Below are 24,162 nucleotides of genomic sequence, written 5' to 3' on the forward strand. Positions count from 1 at the left end.
CAGCGCGCTCACGTCGTCTTCACCGCGTTGTCGCCGTGGTTCCCGATCACCTCGTACGCGGTGCTGCCCACGGCGCGCACCGGCTTGGCGTTCATGTGCCCCGTCGCCCACTGGTTGCCCAGCACCGACACGGCGCGCGCGTTCAGCGCCTCGACGCAGTGCGTCCAGCCGGCGCCCGCGTCCTCGCACGCGAAGATGTTGCCGGTGATCGAGAAGCCCGCCGTGCGGGCGGTCGGCGAGACTCCGAGGATCGAGATGGCGGCGTAGGTGTTCGCCGCGGCCTTGCCGCCGTTGCTGATCGCGTTGCCCACGATCTGGATCTGCGCCAGATCCTCCGTCAGCCACGGCGGCATCGTGTAGACGAGCGACTGCTTGCGCGCGCCCTCCATGATGTTGTTCGCGATGGTGATGCGGCGGTTGCCGCGCAGCTCGATGTTGATCTGCGGTGAGCCGTCGAGGTGGTTGCCGAGGATCCGGAGCGGGCCGCCCTCGACCGAGATGTCGGCGTAGCTGGCGCCGATGTTGTTCTCGACGATCCAGGAGTCGATCATCCGGTAGCTCGCCCAGATGCCGATGCCCGTGCACTGGTCGATGCTGCAGCGCTGGATGCGGTTCAGCAGCCCCAGGTCGCCGAAGGTGCCGTCGTTCAGGCGCATGCCGTAGCCGGTCCAGCCGTAGAGCTGCAGCGAGTCGAGCACGGTCTTGTCGAGGTGCGCCGAGATGCACGGCGAGCCGAGGCCGTTCGCGTCGAGGATGAGGTTGTCGAAGCGGCAGGCCGAGAACGCACCGGTGACCACGGGCGCGTCCGTGAGCGAGCGGATGCGGGTCGACAGCTCTCCGGCGCCGCGGAACGCGATGCTCGCGAGGCCGCTCGCGCGTCCGATCGATCCGGCGATGCGGTAGATGCCGCGGGGGAAGTAGACGACCCCGCCGTAGGTCGCGACGGCCGCGTCGATCGCGGCGTCGATGGCGGGGAGGTCGTCGGTCGTGCCGTCGCCGGTCGCTCCGTAGTCCTGCACGTTGTAGACCAGCTCGCCCTTGGCGACCGGGCGCTCGCCGGAGGACGTTCGCACCGACTCCGGCAGCTGCGCGAGGGGGACGAGGGCGTCGGCGTCGAGTCCGGCGACGCCGGAGGGCGCGGCGATCTCGGAGTGGAGGACGGGGTCGGAGGGGGAGGAGGCGGCGAGGGTCGTGCCGAGGGGCGCGGCGAAGAGACCGCGGCGGGTGATCTCGGCGGTCACAGCGGTGAGAAGGGGCATGGCTCACGGTCGTGCCGCGCGGCACGACGGCGCAACCTCCCCATGGGGGCCGATGTGCGCGAGGCTTCGTCGGCATACGATCCGCGCCCGAGCGCGCGAGACCGTGCGCTCAGCATGCACCCTGCGAGGAGGCCCTGTCGTGCCACTCCAACGGGGGGCGGCACCGCATCGTGACGACCTCGGATCGGCTTCGGTCAACTCCCTAGACTGACCCCAGAACGGGCCGTTAGACAGCCGTCTCCACGGCACTCGCCGAGGCCTGAGCACGACCGTTCGACTCTCCATCCTCGAACCCGGGACGCTCCGGGCTCCCGAATGCCGATCGGACCGTCGACCCCAGATGCTCTCCTCCTCCCTGCGCCGTCGCGCGCTCGTCTCCACCGTCGCTCCGGCGCTCGCCGTGGCTCTCGTCTTCGGAAGCGCGTCGACCGCGGCGGCCGCCGACTTCGTCGATCCGGTGACCGGAGCCGTCGTGCAGGCCGCCGCGACCGACGCGGCCCTCACGGTCACCGCGGGTGCGCCGCTGCAGTACCTGACCCTCCCGATCGCCGACGGGGTCACTCCCACCCGCGTCCTCGGCGCGATCGAGGCGCAGGAGCCGCTCACCGGCTCGCTCTCGGTCGTCGTTTCCGGGCGCACCGTGCTGACCCTCGACGCGGCCACCGCGTCGACCCTCGACATCCCGGTGGGGCAGGCCGACGTCGTCGACGGCGTGCTCGCGATCGGCTTCCAGCTGACCGGGGCGACCGGGTCCACCGGCGCGCTCTGCGAGGTGCAGGGCCGCTCGCTGATCGTCTCGGGCCTCGGAGTCGTCACCGAGGGCGCTCCCGCCGCCCCCACGACCGTCGGCGACTTCTTCGCCGACGCCGTCACCGCCGTCTCGATCGTGGTGCCGGACGACGCGAGCGACGACCTGCGCGCCGCCGGGCTCTCGGCCGCCGCCTCGCTCGCCGCGCGCTACCCCTCCGGCACCGCGATCACGGTCTCGGAGGAGAGCGCGACGGACGGCCGCCCCGACCTCGACGCCGCCCAGGGCCGCGTCGTGCGCTTCGAGGCGGGCGACGGCGACGTCGTCACCGCACTCGGCGACGAGGCGGGCGTCCCGGCGCTCGTGCTCACCGGAGCGGAGGCGGACCTCGCCGCCGCCGGAGCGGCCCTCGGCAGCGAGTACGCGGGCCTCGCCTCGAGCGCGACCACCACGGGCCTCGCCCAGAAGGTGATCCCGTCGAGCACGCTCGAGCACACCCTCGCCGACTTCGGCGCCGACCGCGTAGCACTGGGCAGCGGCGGCACCGCCGCGAGCTACACGACCATCACCCAGTCGGCGTTCGGCGGCCCGGTCTCCTCGATCGACCTCGACCTCGTCGGCACCCACTCCGCGATCCCCGAGGGCGTCACCGCCACCGCGAACGTCTACTGGAACGACTTCCTGATCGGCTCGAGCGTGCTGGGCGCCGAGACCGCCGTCGACATGGAGCTCTCGGTCCCGACCGGCCAGCTCGCGTCCTCGAACGGCCTGTCGGTGCGGCTCTCGGCCGTGCGCGAGAGCGATGGCCTCTGCATCGGCTCGGCCGACTCCGTGCCGATCGAGCTCTTCCTCGACGGCGCCGGTTCGACCGTGACCGGCGTCCGCGGCGAGTCCGCGGCTCCCGGCTTCGGTCGCTTCCCCCAGGCGTTCGGCGGCGAGCTCGCGGTGGCGTTCGGCGAGTCCGCGACCGGAGCGGATGCGCTGCGCAGCGCGGGCGACCTGGTCGCGGCCCTGCAGCGCGTGCAGCCCGACCCCCTCGCCGTGTCGGTCGTCGGGATCGACGACTTCGTCGGCTCCGACCGCTCCGGCCTGGTCGTCGGCGCGGGCACCGACGAGGCGGAGGAGCTGCGCACGCCGCTGCGCCTCGCCCCCTTCACCGCGATCGAGAGCTCGCGCCTGACCTACGGCGTCGGCACCGACGCTCCCTACGCGGCACTCGAGGCCTTCACCACCGACGGTCGCGATGTGGTGCTGCTCGGCGGCTGGAGCCCCGACGGCGACCCCACCGCCTCCTCCGCCCTGCAGGCCTCGGTGGCCGGCTGGGCGGCCGAGGAGGGCTGGCTCGCGCTGCCCGGCGACCTGGCCGTCTCAGGATCGACGGCCGCCGACCCCGTCGCGATCGACAGCAATGAGATCACGCCGCAGGAGGAGGTCAAGGACGACTACTCGTCGTACGCGATCTGGTTCCTGGTCGCTGCGGTCGTCATCGGACTGCTGATCCTGCTCGGCTGGCTCGCCCGCCGTCGCCGCAGCCGCAAGGTCGCCGCCTACGTCGACGCGCAGGAGCGCGCGGCGGAGGAGCCGACGCACGGCCAGCACGCCGCCGAGGCCCCGCGCACCTCCTCCGCCGACTGATCCGCCCATGACGAGCACGCTGACGGAGCAGGCGGCGCAGCCCGCCGCGCCCGCCGCCGGCCGGTGGTGGCGGGAGGCGTGGGACCGCCTCGGGCAGCCCGTCACGGGCCGTCAGGTCCCCGGCACCGTCGTCGTGCTCGTCGCGGCGCTGCTCGTCGGGTTCGCGGCGTGCCTGGTGACGACCTCCTCCGGGATCAACCTCGCCTACGCCGACACGCAGAGCCACCTCTCGATCTCGCGGCGCATCGTCGACTCGAAGGCGCCCGGGTTCTCGCAGCTGGGCACCGTCTGGCTGCCGGTGCCGAGCCTGATCCTCATCCCGTTCGTGCAGTCGCTCTGGCTCTGGCACACCGGCTGGGCGGCGGGGCTGCTGGGCATGATCTGCCTGGCCGGAACCGCCTGCGGCGTCTACCGGATCTCGGCGCGCGTGGGGCACCTCCGCGCCGGCCGCCTCACCGCCGTGCTGCTCGTGCTCGCGAACCCGGGCGTGCTCTACGCGTTCTCGACCGCGATGACGGAGCCGGTTCTCATCGTCACGATGGTCGGCTGCTTCTCGGGTCTCGCGCACTGGGTGACCAGTCGCCGCAACCTCAGCGCCGGCGAGATGATGGTGTTCTCGGGCCTGCCCGCCGCGGCGGCCACGCTCTCGCGCTACGAGGGCTGGGTGCTCGTGTTCGGCGGCACGCTCGTCGTGCTGATCGTCGCCTGGCGCAAGAAGAAGTCCCTGTTCTACGCCGTCAAGATGGCCTGCGCCTTCGGGATCCTGCCGCTGATCGCGATCCTCTGGTGGCTGGTCTACAACTACGCCGTCTACAGCAACCCGCTCGAGTTCATGAACGGGCAGTACTCGGCGGCGAACCTGCAGAAGGCCGTCGCCGACGCGGGGCTGCTGGCCTACCAGGGCAACGCGGGGCTCACGCTCTGGTCGTACAACTGGGCGGTGCTCGAGACCTCGGGCCTGCTGACGGTGGCCCTGGGCCTCGCGGGCGCGCTCGTGCTGGCCTGGCGCCGCGGCATCTCGGACGACGCCCTCGTGATCTGGCTGATGATCGTCTCGTACGCGTTCTCGCTCCTGAGCCTCTACCTCGGCCAGACGCACATGAACAACGACCAGACCTTCCCGACCAACTGGTGGAACAACCGCTACGCCCTGTCGGTGCTGCCGTTCCTGGCGGTGCTCGCGGCCGTGCTCGTCGACGCGCTGCGCCGCCTCCCGCGCGTCGGAGCCGGCGCGCTGGGCCTCGTGCTCGTGCTGCTCGGCGCGCAGACCGCCTGGTGGGCTCAGGACCTCGACCGCAACGCCGTCATCGCCGAGGCGACCGGCTACGTCGAGATCAAGGCGGGCACCGGAGCGACCGCCGCGGCCCGGTTCCTCGGCGAGAACTACGACGGCGGCGGGATCCTGATGGACGAGAGCGCCGCCGGCAACGCGCTGCTGCCCGAGATCGGGGTGCCGATCTCGGAGTACTTCAACCGCTCGGCCGGCGAGCTGTTCGACGAGGCCCTCGCGGCCCCGTACACGCACGCGAAGTGGGTCTTCGTCACCACCGCCGACGCCCCCGAGCTGTCCGAGACCGGAGTCGCCGACCTCGTCTACGACGCGATCACGAGCGATCCGTCCTTCGACACCCGCTACCGCCCCGTGTTCCAGCAGGGCATCTACGTCGTCTACGAACGGCTGGAAGGCTGACCATGGCCGCTGTCACGGCGCGCATCGGGGAGATCCTCGTCGAGCGCGGACTCGTCACTCCGGAGCAGCTCGACGCCGCTCTCGCCCGCCAGGCCCGCGAGGGCGGGCTGATCGGCCGGCACCTCGTCATCGACGGGGCCGTCACCCGGCGCGAGATGTACGGCGCCCTCGCCGAGCAGTGGGACGCGCCGCTGATCGACCTGGTCGAGGAGCCGCCGGAGGGAGTCGTGCTCGCCGGCATCGGCGCGCCGAACCTCGTCGAGGCGGGCTGGGTGCCCTGGCGGGTGCTGCCCGACGGCACCGGAGTGATCGCCACGTCCGTCCCGCCGACCGACGAGGTCCTCGCGACCGCCCGCGCGCTGATGGGCGTCGAGCGGATCGAGGTGCGCACCACCACCGACTGGGACATCTTCATGGCGGTCGAGAACGCGTGCCGTGCCGCGCTGCTGTTCGGTGCGGCCGACGCGCTCGCGGTGCAGAGCGGCGACGAATCGGCCAAGTCGGGGCTGCGGCGCTGGCAGGTCGTCACTCCGCTCGTCGTGGCCGCCCTGGTGGTCGCGGGCGCGGTGCTGGCGCCCAGCATCACCTTCGTGATCGTGCTCGCCGGAGCGAACCTGCTGTTCCTGATGAACATCGCCTTCAAGGCGCTGGCCGGCCTCCGTGCACCGCTCAACCAGAGCTCGGTGAAGGCGTGGGAGGAGGAGGTCGCGATCGAGCGCGGCCGCCGCGGTCTCGTGGTCGACCCTCCGCGCATGACCGACGACGAGCTGCCGATCTACACGATCCTCATCCCCGCCTACAAAGAGGCCAACATCATCAGCAAGCTGCTGGTGAACATCGGCGCCCTCGACTACCCCAAGGCCAAGCTCGAGGTGCTCGTGCTGCTCGAGGCCGACGACGACGAGACCATCTCGGCCGTGCGCCGGATGAGCCCGCCCGAGTACGTCCGCATGGTGATCGTGCCGCCGGGCGGCCCGCAGACCAAGCCCCGCGCCTGCAACTACGGGCTCAGCTTCGCCCGCGGCGAGTTCGTCGTGATCTACGACGCCGAGGACCGGCCCGACCCCGACCAGCTCCGCAAGTGCGTGCGGCTGTTCCGCGAGGACGCCTTCGAGCGCGAGCACGTCGATCCGTCGCAGAAGCAGCTCGTGTGCCTGCAGGGCGCGCTGAGCTACTTCAACGCCGACTACAACGTGCTCACCCGGATGTTCGCGGTCGAGTACGCGCACTGGTTCGGCGCGATGCTGCCGGGCCTGGACCAGTCGCACCTGCCGATCCCGCTGGGCGGCACCTCGAACCACTTCGACACCCGCGTGCTGCGCGAGCTCGGCGCGTGGGACCCCTACAACGTGACGGAGGACGCGGACCTCGGGCTGCGCGTGGCCGCGCACGGCTACCGCGTGGGAGTCGTCGACTCCAACACGTGGGAGGAGGCGTGCGCCGAGGTCCCCGCGTGGATCAAGCAGCGCACCCGCTGGATCAAGGGCTACATGATGACCGCCGGCGTGAACACGCGGCACCCGATCCGCTGGTTCCGCGTGAACGGGATCCTCGGCTCGCTGAGCCTGGTGGCGCTGATCATGGGCACGCCCGTCGCGTTCCTGCTCTACCCGCTCGTGCTGGGCTTCACGGTCATCACCTACATCGGGGTGCAGTTCATCGGGCTCGACATCCCGGAGTGGCTGATCATCGCCGGGACGACGAACATGCTGTTCTCGAACGCGCTGATGATCGTGGTCTCGGGTCTCGCGGCCTGGAAGCGCTACAACTGGCGGGTCGCGGCGTTCGCGCTGCTGAACCCCGTCTACTGGGTGCTGCACTCGATCTCGGCCTGGCGCGCGGCCTGGCAGATCGTGTTCAGCCCGCACAAGTGGGAGAAGACGCCGCACGGCCTCACCGAGGACTACGAGGACTCGACGATCGGCGCGCCGGCGTAGGTCTGCGGGCGTCGTGCCTCGCCGCCGCCCACTCTCCAACAGTTGTCGTACTCGAGCGCCGAGTACGACGACTTCCGCGGAGTCGGGCCCACCGCCGACGGACCGGAGCAGAGCTTCCGCCCCGAGTGTCCAAGAGTCGTCGTACTCGAGTGCCCAGTACGACGACTTCTGAGGATTCGACGCGCTCCAGGGCGGAGGAGCCGAGCGGCTCAGACCGGAGGGGCCACCAGCAGCAGGGCGCCGCCGGCCGCGCTGAGCGCCGCGACGATGCACCAGCGGTCGGGGTGGGAGCCGCAGCCGGCCGCCTTCGCGAGCGCGGCCAGCGCGGTGGCGAGAACGCCGACTCCGATCTGCAGCGTCGCCGACGTGCGCATCAGCGACCAGGCCTCGAAGGCGGGTACCGGAGTGGGCGCGGGCAGCAGCCCGGCGAAGCTCGCCGACACCGCCAGCAGCAGCACCGACGCGAACGCCAGCGCGACGACGAGGTGCGCCAGAATCTCCGCGACTGCACGCTGTCGAGCGCGGGAGACGACGGTGCGGAGGTGCGGGACGGAGGCGATCGCGGCGCTGCGATGAGGCATGCGCCGAGCGTAGATCGCAGCGATCCCCCTGCAGGTCCCCCATCAGGAGGGGATCCGAGAGTACGTCCGTTCCGGCCCGCCGAGCGCATCCCGAGTGGTCGCTGAGCGCTCGAGAGGGGGATCGACCCCTCCGCGGAGCCCGACCTAGCCTGGAGGGACGGAGGTGACCCGATGTCCGACGCCAAGAACCACGCCGCGCGCTACCTGGCGAAGCGCTCCGCCGGCGACCCCTCGCCCGACACCTCCGACGAGACCGAGGCGACGATCCCGGAGGATCCCGCCGAGCGGGCCGCGTTCATCGAGACGACGATCCAGCAGGCGATCCGCCGCGGCGACTTCGACGACCTCCCCGGCGCCGGCAAGCCCCTGGAGGGGCTGAACGGCAGCCACGACCCCGACTGGTGGATCCGCCGCAAGATCGAGCGCGAGAACCTCACGGGCATCGGCCCGGTCGCGTTCCTCCTCCGTGCCGAGGACCGGCAGCTCGACGAGCGGCTCGACCGCCTGCACCGCGAATCGGAGGTGCGCACGCACCTCGAGGAGTTCAACAGGCGCGTCGTCGAGGCGCGCCGGCAGCTCCTCGGCGGCCCGCCCGTCGTGACGCCGCTCCGCGACGTCGACGCCGAGCTCGTGCGCTGGCGCGAGCGCCGCGCCGAGCGCGCCCGTCCTGCGATCCAGACCGAGACGGAGCGCCCGCGCCGGTGGTGGCGGCGCCGGAGGGCCGATCAGGCCTGAGGCGGCTCCGCGTCCGGGTGGCCGGCGGCCTCCGCGATCGCGGCCATCACCAGCGACGTGTGCTCGTCGTCGAGCTCGGGCAGCACGTGGCGCAGGTGTACGGTGAGTCCGTCGGCCAGCGAGGCCGCCATCTCGAGCACGCTGAGGAGCGAGGGGGTCAGGCCCCACTTCTCGTGCTCGACGGTCAGGGCGTCGACCGCCTCGGTCGCTCGGTCGAAGTCGATCCACCAGGTTCCGGAGTCGTGCAGCACCCACGGGTGCTCGTCCCGGACCAGGCCGGTGGCGATGAGCAGGTCGACCGCCGCCCGTCGGGCGTCGTCCGTGGACGCTCCCCGGCGCAGCTGATCGAGGCGGTCCTCCTCTGAGGTCGTGCCTCGCGCGGTCGCGCTCATGCGACGGCCCGGTGCGTCACGACACCGATCCGGGGGGAGGAGTCCGGACCGCGGTTCGAGGAGGGGCGCATGGGTGTCCTTCGTGAGCCGAGGGGAGGAATCGGCCGATGTTACCGTGAACAATTTCACGGGTGCAAGCGCACGAACGGCGCACCCCGCCGGAGCGAGGTGCGCCGCAACGAAGGCGTTACGCCTAGATGTTCAGCTTGTTGAACACCGGCGCCGGCAGCGCCTTGATCACCGTCATGATCACGCGCCACTTCACCGGCGCGTACGCGACCGCGCGGCCTGAGGCCATCGCGGCGGCGACGTCCTTCGCCACCGACTCCACCGACGCGAGCGAGCCGCCGGACTGCTTGATGTGCGCGGTCATCGGAGTGTCGGTCGGGCCGGGCTTGATCAGCACGACCGAGAGGCGCGAGCCGGCCAGACGGTGCTGGAGACCCTGGGCGAAGCGCTCGACGAGACCCTTGGCCGAGCCGTAGACGTAGTTGGTCTTGCGCCCGCGGTCGCCGGCGACCGACCCGATCACGCCGATGGTGCCGGACGTCAGCGCGTTCGCGTACGCCTCCATCCACAGCGCCACCGAGACGCCGGTGACCACGAGCACGTCGCGGGCGACGGCGAGGTCGGCCGAGGCCTCCTCCTGCGACGTCATCGCGCCGTGGGCGATGAGCACCGTGTCGGGCGCCCCGCCCTCGAGCGAGGTCTCGACGACGGAGGAGATCGCGGCCGGGTCGGTCAGGTCGACCGCCGACACCGACAGCGCTGCGGCAGGGAAGCGCACGCGGAGGTCGGTCGCGAGGGCCTCGAGCCGGGCCTGGTCGCGGCCGACGAGCAGCGCCTGGCGCGCGCCCGTGCCCAGCCAGAGACGGAGGGTGTGCTCGGCGATGGCCGAGGTCGCTCCGACGACGACGATCTTCGAAGGGTGGTTGGTCACGTCAGCTCCCGAGGACTCGGCGCGAGAAGCCGGAGGAGATCCCCGGGTCGCGCTGAAGGGTGAATTCGGCGAGGCGCGGGTATCCGGCCTCGAACATCTCGCGCGGCATGCGCGCGTCCTTGGCGGGGTACAGGCGCCCGCCCGCGGCCAGGACCAGGGCGTCCAGCCGCTCGAACAGCGGCAGGGCCGCCGCGTCGTTGGGGAAGTCGAGCGCGAAGCAGACGCCGGGCGCGGGGAAGCTCAGCAGCCCCGGCGACTCCAGCGAGCCGAAGGTCTTCAGCACGCCGAGGAACGAGCCGGTGCCCGACGCGGCGATCAGCGCCAGCATCTCGCGGTTGACCTCGAGCGCTCCCTCCCACGGCACGACGCTCTGGTACTGGTAGAAGCCGCGGGGGCCGTACATGCTGTTCCAGCCCTCGATCGCGTCGAGCGGGTAGTAGAACTGCTCGTAGTGCTGCACGGAGCGGCCTGCCCCGGTCGCCTTCAGGCGGTAGTAGGCGCGGTTCAGCAGGGGCAGGGTGGCGCGGTTCACGACCGACGCGGGGAACGCGAACGGCACGCGCAGGCCGCGTCCGCGCGCCTCCGGCAGCTCGGGAGCGGCGGTCGCGTCGCCGCGCGTGTAGACGCCGCGGCGGCCGCCCTGGGTGGTGACGTCGATCCAGGCCACGGTCTGCTCGAAGACGTCGACCGACTCGTGCACCAGGCCGAGGTACTCGTCGAGGGTCTGGAACGGCACGTCCTCCGCAACGATCCACGGGCCCGGGACCCGCTTCAGCGCGATCTCGACCTCGACGATCAGACCGGTGAGCCCGAGCCCGCCGATGGTGGCCGCGAAGAGCTCGACGTTCTCCTCCGGGGAGCAGCGGGTCGTCGATCCGTCGCTCCGCAGCACGGTGAACGAGACGATGTGGCGGCCGATCGTGCCCGCGGAGGCGTGGTTCTTGCCGTGCACGTCGTTCGCGATCGCGCCGCCGAGGGTCACGTTCTTGGTGCCGGGAGTGACGGCGAGCATCCAGCCGCGCGGCGCGAAGACGGACTGCACGTCCTTCAGCAGGACGCCGGGCTCGGCCCGGAGCACCCCGGTCTCGTCGTCGAAGGCGAGGAAGCGGTCGAAGCCGCTGAAGTCCCAGACGACCCCGCCGCCGTTGAGCGCGACGTCGCCGTAGCTGCGGCCGAGGCCGTAGGCGATGCCGCCGTCGCCACGGGCGAGAGCGGCCTGCGCCTGCTCGACGCTGGTGATCGCGACGACGCGGTGCTCGTCGCGCGAGAGCAGGCCCCAGGAGGAGACGGTGCTGGTCATGCTGGCTCCTCACGCGGGCCCTGGAAGGTGACGTTCTTGTCGAGGAAGTACTTGGCGGCGTAGCCGATGGCGAGGCCGATCACGGCCCCGGTGTAGCGGGCGGCGTCGGTGCCGAACAGGGCGTCGAAGCCGAACTCGAAGCCCCAGAAGATCAGGGTCGTGACCCCGCTCATCACGCCGTAGAGGAAGAAGGTCTTCACGCCGTGCGCCGCGTTCACGGTCTCGTGGCGGAAGATCCAGCGCTTGTCGAGGACGTACTTGGCTACCACCCCCGTCAGGGTGCCCGCGAGGACGGCGATCACGGTCGCCCACTCGCCGGTGAGGAGGTGCTCGAGGAGGATCTGGGTGCCCAGGTTGACCGCGGTGGCGACGATGGCGAACACGACGTACAGCACGGCCGTGCGCATGAGCGTCCCTCCGTGCCGATCGTCGATGTCCCCCGCCGCCGCCCGGGCCGGAACGACGAGGACGACACCCGAGATTGTAGGTTGAGCACCGCCCCTTGCGAAAATCCCGCGGCGGTCCGCGCCCTGCGACCGCCCCCACCGATCCCGGAGGAACGACGCCGTGAGTACCGCTCGAGCACTCGTCGCCGCCATGCGCCCCAGGCAGTGGCTCAAGAACGTCCTCGTGCTCGCCGCTCCGATCGCCTCGGCACGCATCTTCGAACCCGAGGTCCTGCTGGCGAGCGTGATCGGCATCGTGGCGTTCAGCCTCGCCTCCTCCGGCGGGTACATGCTCAACGACCTCCTCGACATCGAGTCCGACCGGCTGCACCCCAAGAAGCGGTTCCGCGCCATCGCGTCGGGAGCCCTGCCCGTCCGCGTCGCGTGGATCGCCGCGTTCGTGCTGATGATCGCTCCGCCGCTGCTCACGTTCCTCGCCGGGTACACCTGGTTCGCTGCGACGCTGGCCGCCTACCTGGTGATGCAGATCTCCTACTGCATCTGGCTCAAGCACGAGCCGGTGATCGACATCCTGATCGTGGCGGGCGGATTCGTGCTCCGCGCGATCTCGGGCGCCGCGATCGCGGACATCCCGCTCACGCAGTGGTTCCTCCTGGCCATCTCCTCCGGCTCGCTCTTCATGATCGCGGGCAAGCGCTACTCCGAGAAGCTGCAGAGCGAGGGCAAGGAGGCGAGCCACACGCGGGCGACGCTGAAGATCTACACGGCGGGGTACCTGCGCTTCGTGTGGTCGGTGGCCGCGTCGCTGACGATGATCACCTACGCGCTCTGGTCGCTGTTCCTCAACGGCGACGACTCGCTGTGGTCGATGGCGTCCATGGTCCCGTTCGGCGCCGCGCTGTTCCTCTACGCGCTCGACATCGAGAAGGGCCGCGCGTCGGCTCCCGAGGACATCGTGCTGGGCAACATCCGGCTGCTGATCTGCGCGGCGCTGTGGGCGGCGCTGTTCGTCACGGCGATCCTGACGCGCGCGGCGGCCTGACACCCGGTCGTCACGACGTCGTGCCGCGCCTCAGGCGCAGCCGCGTCTCCTCCAGGTCGAGCATCGACTGCGCCTGCGTGAGGATCCGCTGCGGGTAGGCCCGCCGCGAGCGCGCGTCGAGCAGCGCCTCGCGCTCGGCCGTCACCACGGCCAGCCGCAGCGCGCGGTAGAGGCGGTGCGGAGTGCCGGCCGCGTCGCGCTCGCCGCCGCGGGCCCGCTCCCACGCCGCCTCCGAGCGGAGGAATGACGTCTGCCGGACGCGCTCCAGGACGTCCGGGTCCACCTCCGTCACGCCCTCGACGACGTCGCCCGGGCGCTCGAGGACCGACAGCCCCTTCTCGGTGATCTCGTCGAGCAGCCCGGCGAGGGAGCGCTGGTCCTCCGGCTCGTACACTCCGCGGATCCCGGTCGCCCGGATCACGAGGGGCAGCGTGCTGCCCTGGACGAGGAGCGTCGTCACCGCGACCGTGAAGGCGATCAGCACGAGCTGCGGGCGGTACGGGATGTCCTCGGGCAGCGACTGCGCGGCCGCGAGGGTGACGACTCCGCGCATCCCGGACCAGCCGAGCACCAGGCCGCCCCGCCAGCCGAGGCCGCTGGTGCTGAAGTGTCGGTAGTCGGCGCGGCGGAGCTGGTAGCGGCGGCGCGCCTTCGTCCGCTCCTCGCGGGGGAGCTCGGAGGCCTGCTCGAGCACCGCTTTCTGCTCGCGGGCGCGCCGCTCGGCCCGCCGGGTCTGCCAGCGCTCGCCGAGGAGCACCGGGCCGACCCAGAGGAAGCGGACGACGAGGAGCCCGACGGTGGCGATCAGGCCGATGCCGACAGCGGCGGGGACCGTGAGCGCGGCGTCGTCCGCATCCTGGATCAGACTGCGGATCTCGAGCCCGATCAGCAGAAACACGCCGTTCTCGAGCAGGAACTGCACCGTGCGCCAGTTGATGCGGTCGTTGACCCGCGACTGCGCGGTGAAGGCGCGGGAGGAGGCGTGCCCGGTGTGCAGGCCCGCCACCACCACCGCGAGCACCCCCGAGGCGCCCAGGCCCTCGGCCGGGATGAAGGCGACGAACGGCACGGTGAACGAGACGACGGTGTTGAGCACCGGGTCCTCGAGGCGCGAGCGCACGAAGACGGTGAGGATGCTCGCCACGAGGCCGACGACGACCGCGACGGCCACGGCGTAGAGGAAGTCGCCCACCGCGGCCCACGGAGTCGCGAGCGTGCCGGCCGCGGCGGCGAGGGCCGAGCGCAGCAGGACGAGGGCGGTCGCGTCGTTGATCAGGCCCTCGCCCTCGAGCAGCGTGAGCAGCCGCGGGGGCAGGCCGAGGCGCCGGCCGACCGAGGTGGCCGCGACGGCGTCGGGCGGGCTGATGATCGCTCCCACCGCGATGGCGAGCGCGAGGCCCAGCTCGGGCAGCAGGACGAAGAGGAGCGCCCCGACCCCGGCCGCCGAGATCGCGACCAGCACGACGGAGAGGCCGGTGATCGTGGTCAGGTTCCGCCGGAAGTCGATGAACGGGACGCTGATGGCGGCGGCGTAGAGCAGCGGTGGCAGGACTCCGTCGAGCACCCACTCGTGCGGCACGACGACCTCCGGCACCCCGGGCAGGTACGAGAGGCCGACTCCGGCGAGCACCAGGACGATCGGAGCGGCGACTCCGAGGCGGCGCGCGAACACGGCCACCGCGACGAGGACCGCCACGGCCACGATCACCGCGATCCCGAGCATCATCGGGGGTCGCTCCTGCTGGCGCGGGGCGGGCGGCGGTCGGGCATCGGTCTCGTCTCCGGTCGTCCCGGACGCCGCCCCGGACGGGCGGCGCTGCGGGAGCCGTGGTCGAGTCTGCGCCTGGTGCCGGGGCCCGGGCAGGGGGTTGCCGCCCGGGCGGGATCCGCGCACGGGCCCGGGGCTCAGCGCCGGTCGAGCACCCGCTCGAGGCCGATCAGCAGGGCGAGTCCGCCGAGGGCCGCGACGACGACCGCGGCGATCGCGCCGGGGGAGAGGGTGAGGGCGGCGTCGACCAGCTCGGCGCGCAGACCCTGGTCGCCCGAGACGATCAGCAGGCCGACGGCGACGGCGGCGGCGAAGAGGCCCCAGACGATCGCGCCGAGGCGGATCCGCGGGCGCCGGGGCGTCAGCGCGCCCGGGAGGGGAGTGGTCTCGGTGCTGCTCATGGTGCGTCCTCACTCGTGGTCTGCGGGGTGGTGATGGTGGCGGGGTCGGTGGGTGCGCTCTCGGGAGGAATGGTGGACTCCGTGCCCGCGCTGTCCTCAGCGGGGAAATAGGTCGTCTGGTCGTGCACGGTGATGGATCCGGCCGCCTGCTCGATCCGGACGACGACCGGCACGGCGTCCGGATCCCCGAAGGTCTGCGTCCACACGGTGCGGCCGTCGACGACCGAGACGCCCTCAGGGGTGCTCCGCACCTGGTCCATCACCGAGACGACGCCCAGCACCCCGCTGTCCGACACGGCCTCGACCCGGACCGCTGACCCCTCCATCGGCCAGATCGAGATCTCGCCCGCGCCCTGCCAGACGTCGATGACGGTGCCGTCCTCCCCGGCGTCGGCCACCACGGTGATGTCGAGGAGGCCGGTGAGCATCGCGTAGTCGCCGGACCGGTAGTTGGAGACGCCGTACGATCCGATCGGCAGCAGCTCGCGGTCCGGCGGCAGCATCGCGGCGACCAGCGCCGTCGGCAGCACGAGCACCGACGCGATGACCAGGAGGGCGGCCCTGCGGCGCAGCAGGCCGGCCAGCACGATCGCCGCGGCGAGCACGAGGGCGGCCGCGGCGAAGCCGACCACGACCGCGGTGGTGCCGGAGGCGGTGAGCGAGGCGAGCGCGCCGGTCACGGCTGCGGCGCCGAGCACGACGAGGGTGACGCTCGCCCGCAGCCGCGGGTTGCCCGCCCTGCGCACTCGGCGGCGCTCCTCGCGGACCGCGGCGGCCGCGCGCGACCGCGCTCGCGCCTCCTCCGCCCGCTGCCGTGCCGTCTCGCGGGCCGAGGCGGCCTGCTGGGCGCGGAACGCCTCGCGCTCGGTCCGCCACGCCTCCTGACGGGCCCGCCACTCGGCGAGGTCCTCGGGCGAGTCGGGTCGGACGTCGGTGGGACGCGGGGGCGGGAAGAGGGGGGCGGAGTCGGGACGGGCCTCGGTCGCGCCGGGCGTCTCCTCCGGTGCCTCCGAGCGGGGCGACCGGACGGCCTGACGCGCCACCCAGACGGTGAGGGCGAGGAGGAGGCCGATGACCACGAGGGTCCAGATCGTGCGGCCGACGGCGGGGGCCCAGGCCTCCGCGCCGGTGTAGGCGCCGCCGAGCGACCAGAAGCCCTGCGCGAGCGGCAGCATCGAGGCGAGGATCAGGGCGCCGATGCCGGCGTGCACCCGCTCGATCCGACCGGCGACGAGCTGCTCGACGGGCAGCGCGCCGTCCTCGTCGGGGAGCAGGAGCCAGGCGGCCGCGTAGACGAGGAGCGCCGGGCCGCCGAGGACCGCCACGACCAGGACGATGCCGCGGACGATCAGAGGGTCGATCCCGACGCGCTCGGCGATGCCGGAGCAGACGCCGCCCACCCAGCCGGGGCGACGGGTGATGCCGAGGCCGCGGAGCCACAGGAAGAAGCGGTTGTCGGAGGGGGGAGCAGTGTCTGGGCCCTGCTTATCGGGTGCGGGCTGCTCGGCTCCGCTCTCGGCCGTTCCCGGCGCCCCGGGCCCGTCCGCTCCGCCGCTCGGCGGGGGAGTGCTCTGTGCTGTCATGGTGAGAGTGTCCCGCTCCTCCACAGGCGCCGACCATCGGGGGATCCCCTGACTCGACCCTCGTTTCCTCCCCCGGGTCCCCGACGACCTGTTTGGATGCTCGTGTGAGCATCTCGAGCACCGCGGTCCGGCCGCCGCTGCGACGCCCCCGGCGGGTCGTCCTCGGCGGCGTCTGCGCCGCGCTCGCCGATCACCTCGGCTGGACGCTCGCCTCCACCCGCTTCTTCGTGGTCGTCGGATCCCTGCTGGGCGGGGGCGGGGTGCTCCTCTACCTGTGGCTGTGGGCGCTCGTGCCGCTCGCCGAGCCCTCCGGCGACGACGACCGTGCCGTCCGGCGCTCCGTGCCGGTCGCCGGCCTGCTGGCGGTGGCCGCCCTGGTGGCGTCCTGTGCCGTGCTCGTCGCCCTCGGGGCGTACGACGACGTCGCCGTGACGCGGGCGCTCGTCGCGGTCGCGGCACTGGCCGGAGGCGCGGTTGCCTGGGCGCTCGGACCCGGACGCGACGACCCCTCCGCGGCCCCGCGCGCGCAGATCCGCGTGCGCCTCGCCTCGTGCGCCGCCCTGCTGCTGGCCGGAGCGGCGGTGCTCGCGAACCGGCCGAGCGCCCTGAACGCGGTCCTCGCGGTCGGCGTGCTGATCGTCGTGGCGGGGGTGCTGGCCGCTCCGCGGATCGTGCGCCTGTGGACGGAGCTGATGGGCGAGCGGGCGGCGCGCGTGCGCGAGGAGCAGCGCGCCGAGATCGCCGCGCACCTGCACGACTCCGTCCTGCAGACCCTCGCCCTCATCCAGAACCGCGCCGGAGCCTCGAGCGAGGTCGCCCGCATCGCCCGGGCCCAGGAGCGCGAGCTGCGCGACTGGCTGTTCGAGCGCGACGTGCCGGTCGCCAACGACCTGGCCGCAGAGATCCGCGCCATCGCCGGCGCCATCGAGCTCGACTACCCGGCGACCCTCGAGGTCGTCGCCGTCGGCGTCTCGGTGCCGGGCGCCGCTCCGCTGCTCGCCGCGACCCGCGAGGCGATGCTCAACGCGGCGCGCCATGCAGGCGGCGAGATCTCGGTCTACCTCGAGTCGGCTCCCGACGGCGTCGACGTCTTCGTCCGCGATCGCGGTCCGGGCGTCGATCTCGGGGCGCTGCCCGGCGATCGGCTGGGCATCCGCGAGTCGATCATCGGCCGGATGAGCCGCGCGGGCGGCAGCGCCGTCGTGCGGCCCGGAGCGGGCGGCTCGGGCACCGAGGTCCACCTCCACCTGGGGAGCAGGCCGTGACGCGCGTCGTGCTGGTCGACGACCACTCCATCTTCCGGTCGGGTCTGCGGGCCGATCTCGCCCCGACGCTCGAGGTGGTGGGCGAGGCCGCCGACGTCGACTCCGCCGTGCGCCTCGTCGCCGAGACTCGCCCCGAGGTGGTGCTGCTCGACGTGCACCTGCCGGGCGGGGCGGGCGGAGGCGGCGCCGAGGTGCTGCGGCGGAGCGCTGGGCTCCTCGAGTCGGTGCGGTTCCTGGCGCTCAGCGTCTCGGACGCCGCGGAGGACGTCGTCGGCGTGATCCGCGCCGGGGCCCGCGGCTACATCACCAAGACGAGCTCCGGAGCCGAGGTGAGCCGCGCGGTCGAGGCGGTGGCGGGCGGCGACGCCGTGTTCTCGCCGCGCCTCGCCGGCTTCGTCCTCGACGCGTTCGGCGCCCTCGCCGGCGAGCAGGCCGAGTCGGTCGACGAGCTCGACCGGCTCTCGGCCCGCGAGCGCGAGGTGATGCGCCTGATCGCCCGCGGCTACGCCTACAAGGAGGCGGCGGCCGAGCTCTTCATCTCGGTCAAGACCGTCGAGTCCCACGTCTCGGCCGTGCTCCGCAAGCTCCAGCTCTCGTCGCGCTACGAGCTCACCGCCTGGGCCTCCGTGCGCCGCCTGCTCTGACGCGCCCGGCGGACCCGCCCGAGCACCCCGCTGGCGCGCCTATCGAGCGGAGGGGGCGCCTTCGGTGCCGACGCAGGGCGGGGAAGAGACGGATCCTTTGGGAGGCGTGGGTCTCGATACGCCCCTGCGGGGCTACTCGACCAGCGGGGTGGCGGCGGTCTCGTCCAAGTAGACCCACCCCGCCCTCCTCTGCTGATCGAGTAGCCCGCATGCGGGCGTATCGAGATCCACCAGCGCCGGACGCGTGATCATCGAACGGATCCGCTCGGTCCGGTGGGTCTCGATACGCCCCTTCGGGGCTACTCGACCAGCGGGGTGGTCGGTGGTCCGACTTCGCCGGAGCCGTCAGTCGCGCGAGACGAGCACCCGCACGTCCCACGGTCCGAGCTCCAGCACGTCGCCCGCCGCCGACGCCTCGCCCGAGAGCACGTCCTCGACCGCCTCCGGCAGCGCGAACGTCGACGGCTCCCACGACCAGTTGTGCACGAACCGCACGCGCTCCCCGTGGCGGTTGGTGGCGCTCGTGACCGTCTGCGACGGCGAGGCCGCACGCCACGGAGTCGAGACGGCGGACGACTCCGACACCGCCCACTCCATCAGCGCCCGGGCCAGCTCGAGGTCCGGCACCGTGCCCACGTAGGTCACCCGACCGGCTCCGTGCGCGCGGGTCGTGACCGCCGCGAAGCGCCCGTAGTGCGGGTGCCGGTAGCGCACGAGCACCGTCGCGTCGTCGACCTGCACCCCGTCGGCCCAGACCGTCGCGCGGGCACCCTCGGGCAGGGCGAAGCCCGACTCCGCGTCGACGGGCACCGGCACCGCGAGGTTCGCGAACTCGTCGTAGTGCACACCGGCCGCCTCCGCGAGGAACGCGGGCTTGCGCTGCAGGCGCGCGCGTCCCTCCTCGTCCTCGTAGCCGGTGCGCACACCGACGATCAGGTGCCCGCCCGCCGCCGCGTACGCCTCCAGCCACTGCAGCTCCGAGTCGTCGGCGATCGTGAACGCCGCCGCGACGAGCACCGGATGCGCGGCCGCGTACTCCGCGGCCGGCACGGCGGTCAGCTGCGAGGGGTGCACTGTCGACGCCTGCAGGCCCGCGTCGAACGCCCCCCGCGCGAACGCGTCGCGCGCCGTCTGGAAGCTGCGGCGGTCCGGCTGGGGCACGCCACGCGCCGCGTCGCCGCCGCGAGCGGAGTCGCTGAACGCGGGGTGCTCCTCCAGCGCCCACTTGCTCTCGTTCGAGAACAGGATCGCCACGTCCGAGTCGGGCACCAGCTCCGTCACCCGGTCGCCCGCGGCGGCGAAGTCGGCTCCGAGCGCGGCGATCTGCTCGTAGGTGCGGCCCGGCTCCTGCGAGTGCGGCAGCACCCCGCCCCAGTAGGTCTCGACCCCGTGGTGGAGCGTGTGCCAGTGCCAGTACTCGATCATCGTGGCGCCGCGCGAGACCAGCGCCCAGGCGGCCTGGCGCCACTGGCCGTCGAACGCGGGCTCGTTCGACCACGACATGCCGATCGCCTGCGCATCCGTCTCGGTGACGAGGAACGGCGCCTGCTTCGAGCCGTACATCCGGTCGGCGGTCGCGTAGAGCGCCCAGGTGCCGGAGGTGGTCCAGTGCTGGTCGAACGGCGGCGCGTCCGGCAGCTCGAGGCCGTCCTGCATCCGGTAGTAGGGGTTGCCTGCGGTCACGTCGAGCCGGCGCACCAGCTCCTCGTCCTGCACGGTCGCGCGCTCGTACGAGATGCAGGTGGTGACGAACTGGTCGTCGCGGCCGATCCGCTCGGTGATGCCGCGGACCAGGTCGGCCTGCCAGCCGATGAAGTCGGTCGTGATCGAGGCCTGGAAGCGGCGCCAGGCGAGGTCGTACTGCGGCTGCGCGTTGCCGTCCGGGGTCCACAGGTCGGCCCAGGTCGAGAGCCGGTGCGACCAGTACGTGAGTCCCCACTCGTCGTTCAGCGCCTCGACCGTGCCGTACGTCGCGCGCAGACGGTCGACGAAGCGCTCGAAGACCTGGCGGTTGTGGAGGATCTCGTTGCCCGGCTCGTTGTCGACCTGGAAGCCGATGACCGCGGGGTGCGCCGCGTAGCGCTCGACGATGCGGCGGATCACGCGCTCCGCGTGGAAGAGGAACGCGGGGTGGCTGTAGTCGATCTCCTGGCGCGCTCCCCAGCCGACGGGCTGTCCGGTCGCCCGGTCCGCGTTGATCTCGGGATACTGCCGTGCCAGCCACATCGGCACCGCGTAGGTGGGCGTGCCGAGCACGACCGAGATGCCGTGCTCGTGCGCTCCGTCGAGCACCGGCTGCAGCCAGTCCAGCTCGAAGACCCCGTTCTCGGGCTCCCAGGTCGACCAGACCGACTCGCCGACGCGGATCACGGTGAACCCGGCGGCCTTCATCAGCCGCAGGTCCTCCGCCAGGTCCCGACTGCCGAGCCGCGAGGTCGGCTGGTACTCGTGGTAGTAGGCCGCGCCGAAGAGGATGCGATCGGTGAGGTGCTGCATGGTCGCCTTTCAGTGGTGGTGAGGTGGTGGGTGTCAGCCCTTGACGGCGCCCGCGGTCAGACCGTCGAGCAGCTGCCTGCGCAGGAGGAAGAAGACCAGGATGGTCGGTACCGAGGCCAGCACCGCGCCGGCGAGCACGAGATCGTACGAGCGGTTCTCGGAGGCGAAGAGGATGTTGAGCCCCAGCGGGATCGTGTACTGCGACGAGTCCGAGAGCAGGACGAGCGGCCAGAGGAAGCTGTTGTAGCTCTGCAGGAACCCCCAGACGCCCAGCGCACCGAGCGACGGGCGCAGGAGCGGCAGCACCACTCGCCAGAAGATGCCGAACTCGGAGTTGCCGTCGATGCGGGCGGCCTCGATGATCTCGTCCGGGATCGACTGCACGATGAACTGCTGCATCATGAAGATCCCGAACGCGGGGGCGACCCAGGGCACGATGAGCGCGAACCACGGGTTCGACAGCCCGGCCTTCACGACCAGGATGAACAGCGGCACCAGGATCACGACGAACGGCACGGACAGCGACGAGAACATGATCGTGAAGAGCACCCGCTTGCCGCGGAAGGCGAACTTCGCGAAGCCGTAGCCGGCCATCGCGCAGACGAACACCGAGACGGCGGTCGCGATCAGCGAGGTGCCGATGCTCATCCCGAACCAGTTCCAGAACGGCTGGGTGGTGAGCAGGTTCGTGTAGTTCTCGGTCGTCGCGGGGTTCGGGAGGAGCGACGGCGGCGTCGAGAAGATGTCTCCGCGGTTCTTGAACGAGCCGCTGAGCGCCCAGAGCAGGGGCAGGACGAACACCAGCAGCAGCGCCGAGAGGGTGACGTAGAGCAGTCCGCGACGGGCGCGCTCGCCTCCGGACGCCTTCCGCTGTCGAGGTCCGGGGGTGCGTCCGGAGCGCGCGGTGACGATTCCCGTGGTGGCGGTCATGAGGTTCTCCCGATGGCGAGGGCGCGGTTGAGGATCTGGCTGACGGCGAAGACGAGCACGAAGAGCACGACGCCGGCCGCGGCGGCGTAGCCGAACTGCTGGCGCTCGAACGCGGCGCGGTAGATGAACATCGAGACCGAGAGCGTCGCCTCTCCGGGTCCGCCGCGGGTCAGCAGGTACGGCTCGTCGAAGAGCTGGGCCGCACTGATGAACGAGGTGACGACGACGAACGCGGTCACCGGCCGTATCGCCGGCAGGGTGACGGTGCGGAACTTCGCGAGCACTCCCGCGCCGTCGAGCTCCGCGGCCTCGTAGAGCTCCTTCGGCACCGCCTGCAGGGCGGCGAGGAAGAAGATCGTGAGGTAGCCGACCGTGCGCCAGAGGAGTACGAAGCCGATCGCCACCTTGGCGAGCGTCGGGTCGCCGAGCCAGTCGATGTCGCCCAGGCCGAACAGGGCCCGGAGGAGCGAGTTCAGCAGTCCGTAGCTGCGGTCGAAGATCAGGCTGTAGATCAGCGCGATCACGATCGGCGAGAGCACCATCGGGATGAAGAAGGTGAGGCGGAACAGGTCGCGCGCCTTCAGGCCGCGGGCGTTCAGGCCCTGCGCGATCATCAGCGAGCACGGCACGATCACGAACACCGCGATGAGCGTGTAGATCAGCGTGTTGGCGAGGGCGACGCCGAAGCTGGTGTCGCCGAGGAGGTCGGCGTAGTTCCCCAGCCCGATGAACTCGGGTGACCCCAGGCCCACCCACTCGGTGAGGCTGAGCCAGATCGCCGCGCCGACCGGAACGATCATGAACAGCGCGTAGAGCACGTAGAACGGCGCGATGAAGAGGTAGGGGGCGTTGCCGCCGGACGTGTTCAGCCGCTTGCGCTTCGCGCTGCGGGCCTCGAGCGGGGAGCCGCCGCGGCCGTCCTGAGCGGAGGCGGGCGCCCCGGCCGTGGTGAGAGTCGACATCATCGATCCTTAGCTGCGGGCCTGGCCGCGGAAGTCCTCGGCCGTCGCGCGGAGCGCTTGCGCCGGGGAGAGGGTGCCCTTGTAGGCCTGGAGGAGGTAGCCCGACAGCACGGTCGTGAGGATCTGCTGGTCCTGGCTCTGGTACAGCGACGGGACCTCGTCGATGATCTCCCCGTACACGTCGAACAGCGCCTGGCCGCCGAAGTAGTCGTCGGTGATCACGGCGAGCTCCGGGTCGTCGAAGACCGAGCGGAGGGTCGGGAGGTAGCCGAGGTCCCGGTAGCGCTTCACCTGCTGCGCCGGGTCGAGGTAGGCCGCCAGGATCAGCTCCACCGCCGCGTCGCTGTTCGCCTTGCCGGTGACCGCCGCGAAGCCGGTGCCGCCGCCGACGGCCGTGCGGCCGCCTCCGTTCTCGAAGCGCGGCAGCGCCTTCACGCGCCAGAGCCCCGCCTGCTCGGGCACGTTGGGCTTGATGCCGTAGCTCGAGTACCAGGTGGGCATGTCGACGCCGAGGATCGTGCCGTCCTTGAGCCCGCTCTGCATGCTCGGGCCGTAGTAGTCGGCGACGGTGGTGAGGAAGCCGGAGGCGAGGCCGTCGGCGGCGAACCGCAGCGCCTCCTCGGCCTCGGGGGTCTCGATGTCGAGTCGGCCGTCGCGGTCGAAGAGCTGCCCGCCGCGCTGCATCAGCAGCAGCTGATAGCCCTGCACGACCTGCGGCAGGTCGCTGCCGACCGAGAGCGCACCGAACGAGACCCCCTCGCGGGCGCTGATCTCGCCGCCGACCCGGGCGAACTCCTCCCAGGTCTCGACGTCGACCGGCACGCCCAGGCGCTCGAACTCGTCGGCTCGGTAGTAGTACACGGCGAGCGGGGTGTCGGAGTCGAGCGCGTAGAGGCTGCCGTCCTTGCTGAACGCATCGACCCGCGCGGCGATCAGGTCGTCGCGGTAGGGCGCGGTCGCCTCGGTCAGATCCACGAGCAGCTCGGGGGCGATGGAGCCGCGCAGCGTGCGGGCGAAGTTCGCGACCTCCAGGCCGACGACGTCCGGAGTGCCGGTGCCGGCGACGGCCTGCGCGATCAGCTTGGTCACGATGTCGGTCGCGCCGATCTTGGTGACGTCGAGCGAGTAGTCGAACGCGCTGCGCTGGGCCGCGAGGGGGAGCGCCTCGGTGAAGAACGAGACGTAGCCGTCGTCGTGCGTCCAGAACGAGAGGTCGACGTCGCCGGACTCCAGCGCGGCCTGCGGGCCCTGGGTCGAGCAGGCGGCGAGGAGGGACGCGAGGGCGGCCGAGCCGCCGGCGGCGGCTCCGAGGCGCAGGAGGCCCCGACGCGAGAGCGCGGATCGGGGCGGTGGGGAGAAGGGGTGCATGGCGGTGCTCCTCGGGGAGGGATGCGGACGACGGAGGGCAGGCGCGCACGCCGGAGGAACCGCGGTGCGGAGTGCGGTG

Annotated in this window: 20 protein-coding genes; 7 read left to right on the plus strand and 13 right to left on the minus strand. The window is 72.1% G+C overall.

Annotated features, from left to right (window positions below; all coding sequences use genetic code 11):
• Nucleotides 1-8: 8 nt before the first annotated feature.
• Entirely contained in the window at nt 9-1,259 is a 1,251-nt protein-coding gene (locus tag ASF48_RS16305) for a glycosyl hydrolase family 28-related protein (RefSeq protein ID WP_055794039.1), read from the minus strand.
• Between the two features lie 340 nt (nt 1,260-1,599).
• On the opposite strand from ASF48_RS16305, the gene ASF48_RS16310 reads away from it, so the two are divergent.
• Genes ASF48_RS16310 through ASF48_RS16320 form a run of 3 tightly spaced genes read left to right on the plus strand, consistent with a single transcriptional unit; the run spans nt 1,600 to nt 7,269 of the window.
• A complete protein-coding gene (locus ASF48_RS16310) occupies nt 1,600-3,642 on the plus strand; it encodes a hypothetical protein (RefSeq protein ID WP_055794040.1) in 2,043 nt (680 codons plus the stop codon).
• 7 nt (nt 3,643-3,649) lie between these two features.
• A complete protein-coding gene (locus tag ASF48_RS16315) occupies nt 3,650-5,332 on the plus strand; it encodes an ArnT family glycosyltransferase (protein ID WP_055794041.1) in 1,683 nt (560 codons plus the stop codon).
• Nucleotides 5,333-5,334: 2 nt separating this feature from the next.
• The gene (locus tag ASF48_RS16320; RefSeq protein WP_055794042.1) at nt 5,335-7,269 is read left to right on the plus strand and encodes a glycosyltransferase; all 1,935 of its coding nucleotides are present in this window, start codon (nt 5,335-5,337) and stop codon (nt 7,267-7,269) included.
• A 209-nt stretch (nt 7,270-7,478) separates the two neighbouring features.
• Here ASF48_RS16320 and ASF48_RS16325 read toward each other — a convergent pair whose 3' ends face one another.
• Nucleotides 7,479-7,850 (minus strand): hypothetical protein, encoded by a 372-nt coding sequence (locus ASF48_RS16325; protein ID WP_055794043.1) that lies wholly within the window; start codon nt 7,848-7,850, stop codon nt 7,479-7,481.
• Between the two features lie 171 nt (nt 7,851-8,021).
• On the opposite strand from ASF48_RS16325, the gene ASF48_RS16330 reads away from it, so the two are divergent.
• Entirely contained in the window at nt 8,022-8,585 is a 564-nt protein-coding gene (locus ASF48_RS16330) for a J-domain-containing protein (protein WP_055794044.1), read from the plus strand.
• Here ASF48_RS16330 and ASF48_RS16335 read toward each other — a convergent pair.
• The 4 genes from ASF48_RS16335 to ASF48_RS16350 form a co-directional block, all read right to left on the minus strand.
• Nucleotides 8,576-8,977, minus strand: coding sequence for a hypothetical protein (locus tag ASF48_RS16335; protein ID WP_055794045.1), 402 nt, complete (start codon nt 8,975-8,977; stop codon nt 8,576-8,578). The two genes, ASF48_RS16330 and ASF48_RS16335, sit on opposite strands and share 10 nt — an antisense overlap.
• Before the next feature lie 193 nt (nt 8,978-9,170).
• The gene (locus tag ASF48_RS16340) at nt 9,171-9,917 is read right to left on the minus strand and encodes an SDR family NAD(P)-dependent oxidoreductase (RefSeq protein ID WP_055794046.1); all 747 of its coding nucleotides are present in this window, start codon (nt 9,915-9,917) and stop codon (nt 9,171-9,173) included.
• 1 nt (nt 9,918) lies between these two features.
• Complete coding sequence (locus ASF48_RS16345; RefSeq protein ID WP_055794047.1) at nt 9,919-11,217, minus strand: FAD-binding oxidoreductase; 1,299 nt, start codon at nt 11,215-11,217, stop codon at nt 9,919-9,921.
• Entirely contained in the window at nt 11,214-11,624 is a 411-nt protein-coding gene (locus tag ASF48_RS16350; protein ID WP_055794048.1) for a GtrA family protein, read from the minus strand. Before ASF48_RS16350 ends, ASF48_RS16345 begins: the two co-directional genes overlap by 4 nt.
• Before the next feature lie 103 nt (nt 11,625-11,727).
• Between ASF48_RS16350 and ASF48_RS16355 the strand changes: the two genes are divergently transcribed.
• On the plus strand, nt 11,728-12,666 hold the full coding sequence (locus ASF48_RS16355; protein ID WP_082481633.1) for a decaprenyl-phosphate phosphoribosyltransferase: 939 nt from the start codon (nt 11,728-11,730) through the stop codon (nt 12,664-12,666).
• 10 nt (nt 12,667-12,676) lie between these two features.
• Here ASF48_RS16355 and ASF48_RS16360 read toward each other — a convergent pair whose 3' ends face one another.
• From ASF48_RS16360 to ASF48_RS16370, 3 genes are all read right to left on the minus strand, one after another.
• Entirely contained in the window at nt 12,677-14,392 is a 1,716-nt protein-coding gene (locus ASF48_RS16360; RefSeq protein WP_055794050.1) for a cation:proton antiporter, read from the minus strand.
• Between the two features lie 179 nt (nt 14,393-14,571).
• Nucleotides 14,572-14,835, minus strand: a complete 264-nt coding sequence (locus ASF48_RS16365) for a hypothetical protein (RefSeq protein WP_055794051.1) — start codon at nt 14,833-14,835, stop codon at nt 14,572-14,574.
• Nucleotides 14,832-16,418 carry a PspC domain-containing protein gene (locus tag ASF48_RS16370; RefSeq protein ID WP_157603204.1) on the minus strand — a complete coding sequence of 529 codons (1,587 nt, stop codon included), beginning with the start codon at nt 16,416-16,418 and terminating at the stop codon, nt 14,832-14,834. The genes ASF48_RS16365 and ASF48_RS16370 overlap by 4 nt, the downstream gene beginning before the upstream one ends.
• Nucleotides 16,419-16,522: 104 nt before the next feature.
• Between ASF48_RS16370 and ASF48_RS16375 the strand changes: the two genes are divergently transcribed.
• Nucleotides 16,523-17,683, plus strand: coding sequence for a sensor histidine kinase (locus ASF48_RS16375; protein WP_235577275.1), 1,161 nt, complete (start codon nt 16,523-16,525; stop codon nt 17,681-17,683).
• Entirely contained in the window at nt 17,680-18,327 is a 648-nt protein-coding gene (locus tag ASF48_RS16380; protein WP_055794055.1) for a LuxR C-terminal-related transcriptional regulator, read from the plus strand. The genes ASF48_RS16375 and ASF48_RS16380 overlap by 4 nt, the downstream gene beginning before the upstream one ends.
• Nucleotides 18,328-18,672: 345 nt before the next feature.
• On the opposite strand, the gene ASF48_RS16385 is transcribed toward ASF48_RS16380, so the two are convergent.
• From ASF48_RS16385 to ASF48_RS16400, 4 genes are read right to left on the minus strand one after another with little or no spacing between them, the layout of a single operon-like run.
• Nucleotides 18,673-20,823, minus strand: a complete 2,151-nt coding sequence (locus ASF48_RS16385; protein WP_055794057.1) for a beta-galactosidase — start codon at nt 20,821-20,823, stop codon at nt 18,673-18,675.
• Nucleotides 20,824-20,856: 33 nt separating this feature from the next.
• Nucleotides 20,857-21,753 carry a carbohydrate ABC transporter permease gene (locus ASF48_RS16390; RefSeq protein WP_055794059.1) on the minus strand — a complete coding sequence of 299 codons (897 nt, stop codon included), beginning with the start codon at nt 21,751-21,753 and terminating at the stop codon, nt 20,857-20,859.
• Nucleotides 21,750-22,715, minus strand: a complete 966-nt coding sequence (locus ASF48_RS16395) for a carbohydrate ABC transporter permease (protein ID WP_082481635.1) — start codon at nt 22,713-22,715, stop codon at nt 21,750-21,752. Before ASF48_RS16395 ends, ASF48_RS16390 begins: the two co-directional genes overlap by 4 nt.
• A gap of 9 nt (nt 22,716-22,724) precedes the next feature.
• Nucleotides 22,725-24,083: an ABC transporter substrate-binding protein gene (locus ASF48_RS16400; protein WP_055794060.1), complete on the minus strand. Its 1,359-nt coding sequence runs from the start codon at nt 24,081-24,083 to the stop codon at nt 22,725-22,727.
• Nucleotides 24,084-24,162 lie beyond the last annotated feature (79 nt).

The sequence above is a fragment of the Rathayibacter sp. Leaf299 genome, from assembly GCF_001423055.1.
GTDB lineage: Bacteria > Actinomycetota > Actinomycetes > Actinomycetales > Microbacteriaceae > Rathayibacter > Rathayibacter caricis.

Coding starts and splice junctions, on each gene's coding strand:
- ASF48_RS16305 (WP_055794039.1), bottom strand. CDS start 1,259: ATGCCCCTTCTCACCGCTGTGACCGCCGAGATCACCCGCCGCGGTCTC.
- ASF48_RS16310 (WP_055794040.1), top strand. CDS start 1,600: ATGCTCTCCTCCTCCCTGCGCCGTCGCGCGCTCGTCTCCACCGTCGCT.
- ASF48_RS16315 (WP_055794041.1), top strand. CDS start 3,650: ATGACGAGCACGCTGACGGAGCAGGCGGCGCAGCCCGCCGCGCCCGCC.
- ASF48_RS16320 (WP_055794042.1), top strand. CDS start 5,335: ATGGCCGCTGTCACGGCGCGCATCGGGGAGATCCTCGTCGAGCGCGGA.
- ASF48_RS16325 (WP_055794043.1), bottom strand. CDS start 7,850: ATGCCTCATCGCAGCGCCGCGATCGCCTCCGTCCCGCACCTCCGCACC.
- ASF48_RS16330 (WP_055794044.1), top strand. CDS start 8,022: ATGTCCGACGCCAAGAACCACGCCGCGCGCTACCTGGCGAAGCGCTCC.
- ASF48_RS16335 (WP_055794045.1), bottom strand. CDS start 8,977: ATGAGCGCGACCGCGCGAGGCACGACCTCAGAGGAGGACCGCCTCGAT.
- ASF48_RS16345 (WP_055794047.1), bottom strand. CDS start 11,217: ATGACCAGCACCGTCTCCTCCTGGGGCCTGCTCTCGCGCGACGAGCAC.
- ASF48_RS16350 (WP_055794048.1), bottom strand. CDS start 11,624: ATGCGCACGGCCGTGCTGTACGTCGTGTTCGCCATCGTCGCCACCGCG.
- ASF48_RS16360 (WP_055794050.1), bottom strand. CDS start 14,392: ATGATGCTCGGGATCGCGGTGATCGTGGCCGTGGCGGTCCTCGTCGCG.
- ASF48_RS16365 (WP_055794051.1), bottom strand. CDS start 14,835: ATGAGCAGCACCGAGACCACTCCCCTCCCGGGCGCGCTGACGCCCCGG.
- ASF48_RS16370 (WP_157603204.1), bottom strand. CDS start 16,418: ATGACAGCACAGAGCACTCCCCCGCCGAGCGGCGGAGCGGACGGGCCC.
- ASF48_RS16385 (WP_055794057.1), bottom strand. CDS start 20,823: ATGCAGCACCTCACCGATCGCATCCTCTTCGGCGCGGCCTACTACCAC.
- ASF48_RS16390 (WP_055794059.1), bottom strand. CDS start 21,753: ATGACCGCCACCACGGGAATCGTCACCGCGCGCTCCGGACGCACCCCC.
- ASF48_RS16395 (WP_082481635.1), bottom strand. CDS start 22,715: ATGTCGACTCTCACCACGGCCGGGGCGCCCGCCTCCGCTCAGGACGGC.
- ASF48_RS16400 (WP_055794060.1), bottom strand. CDS start 24,083: ATGCACCCCTTCTCCCCACCGCCCCGATCCGCGCTCTCGCGTCGGGGC.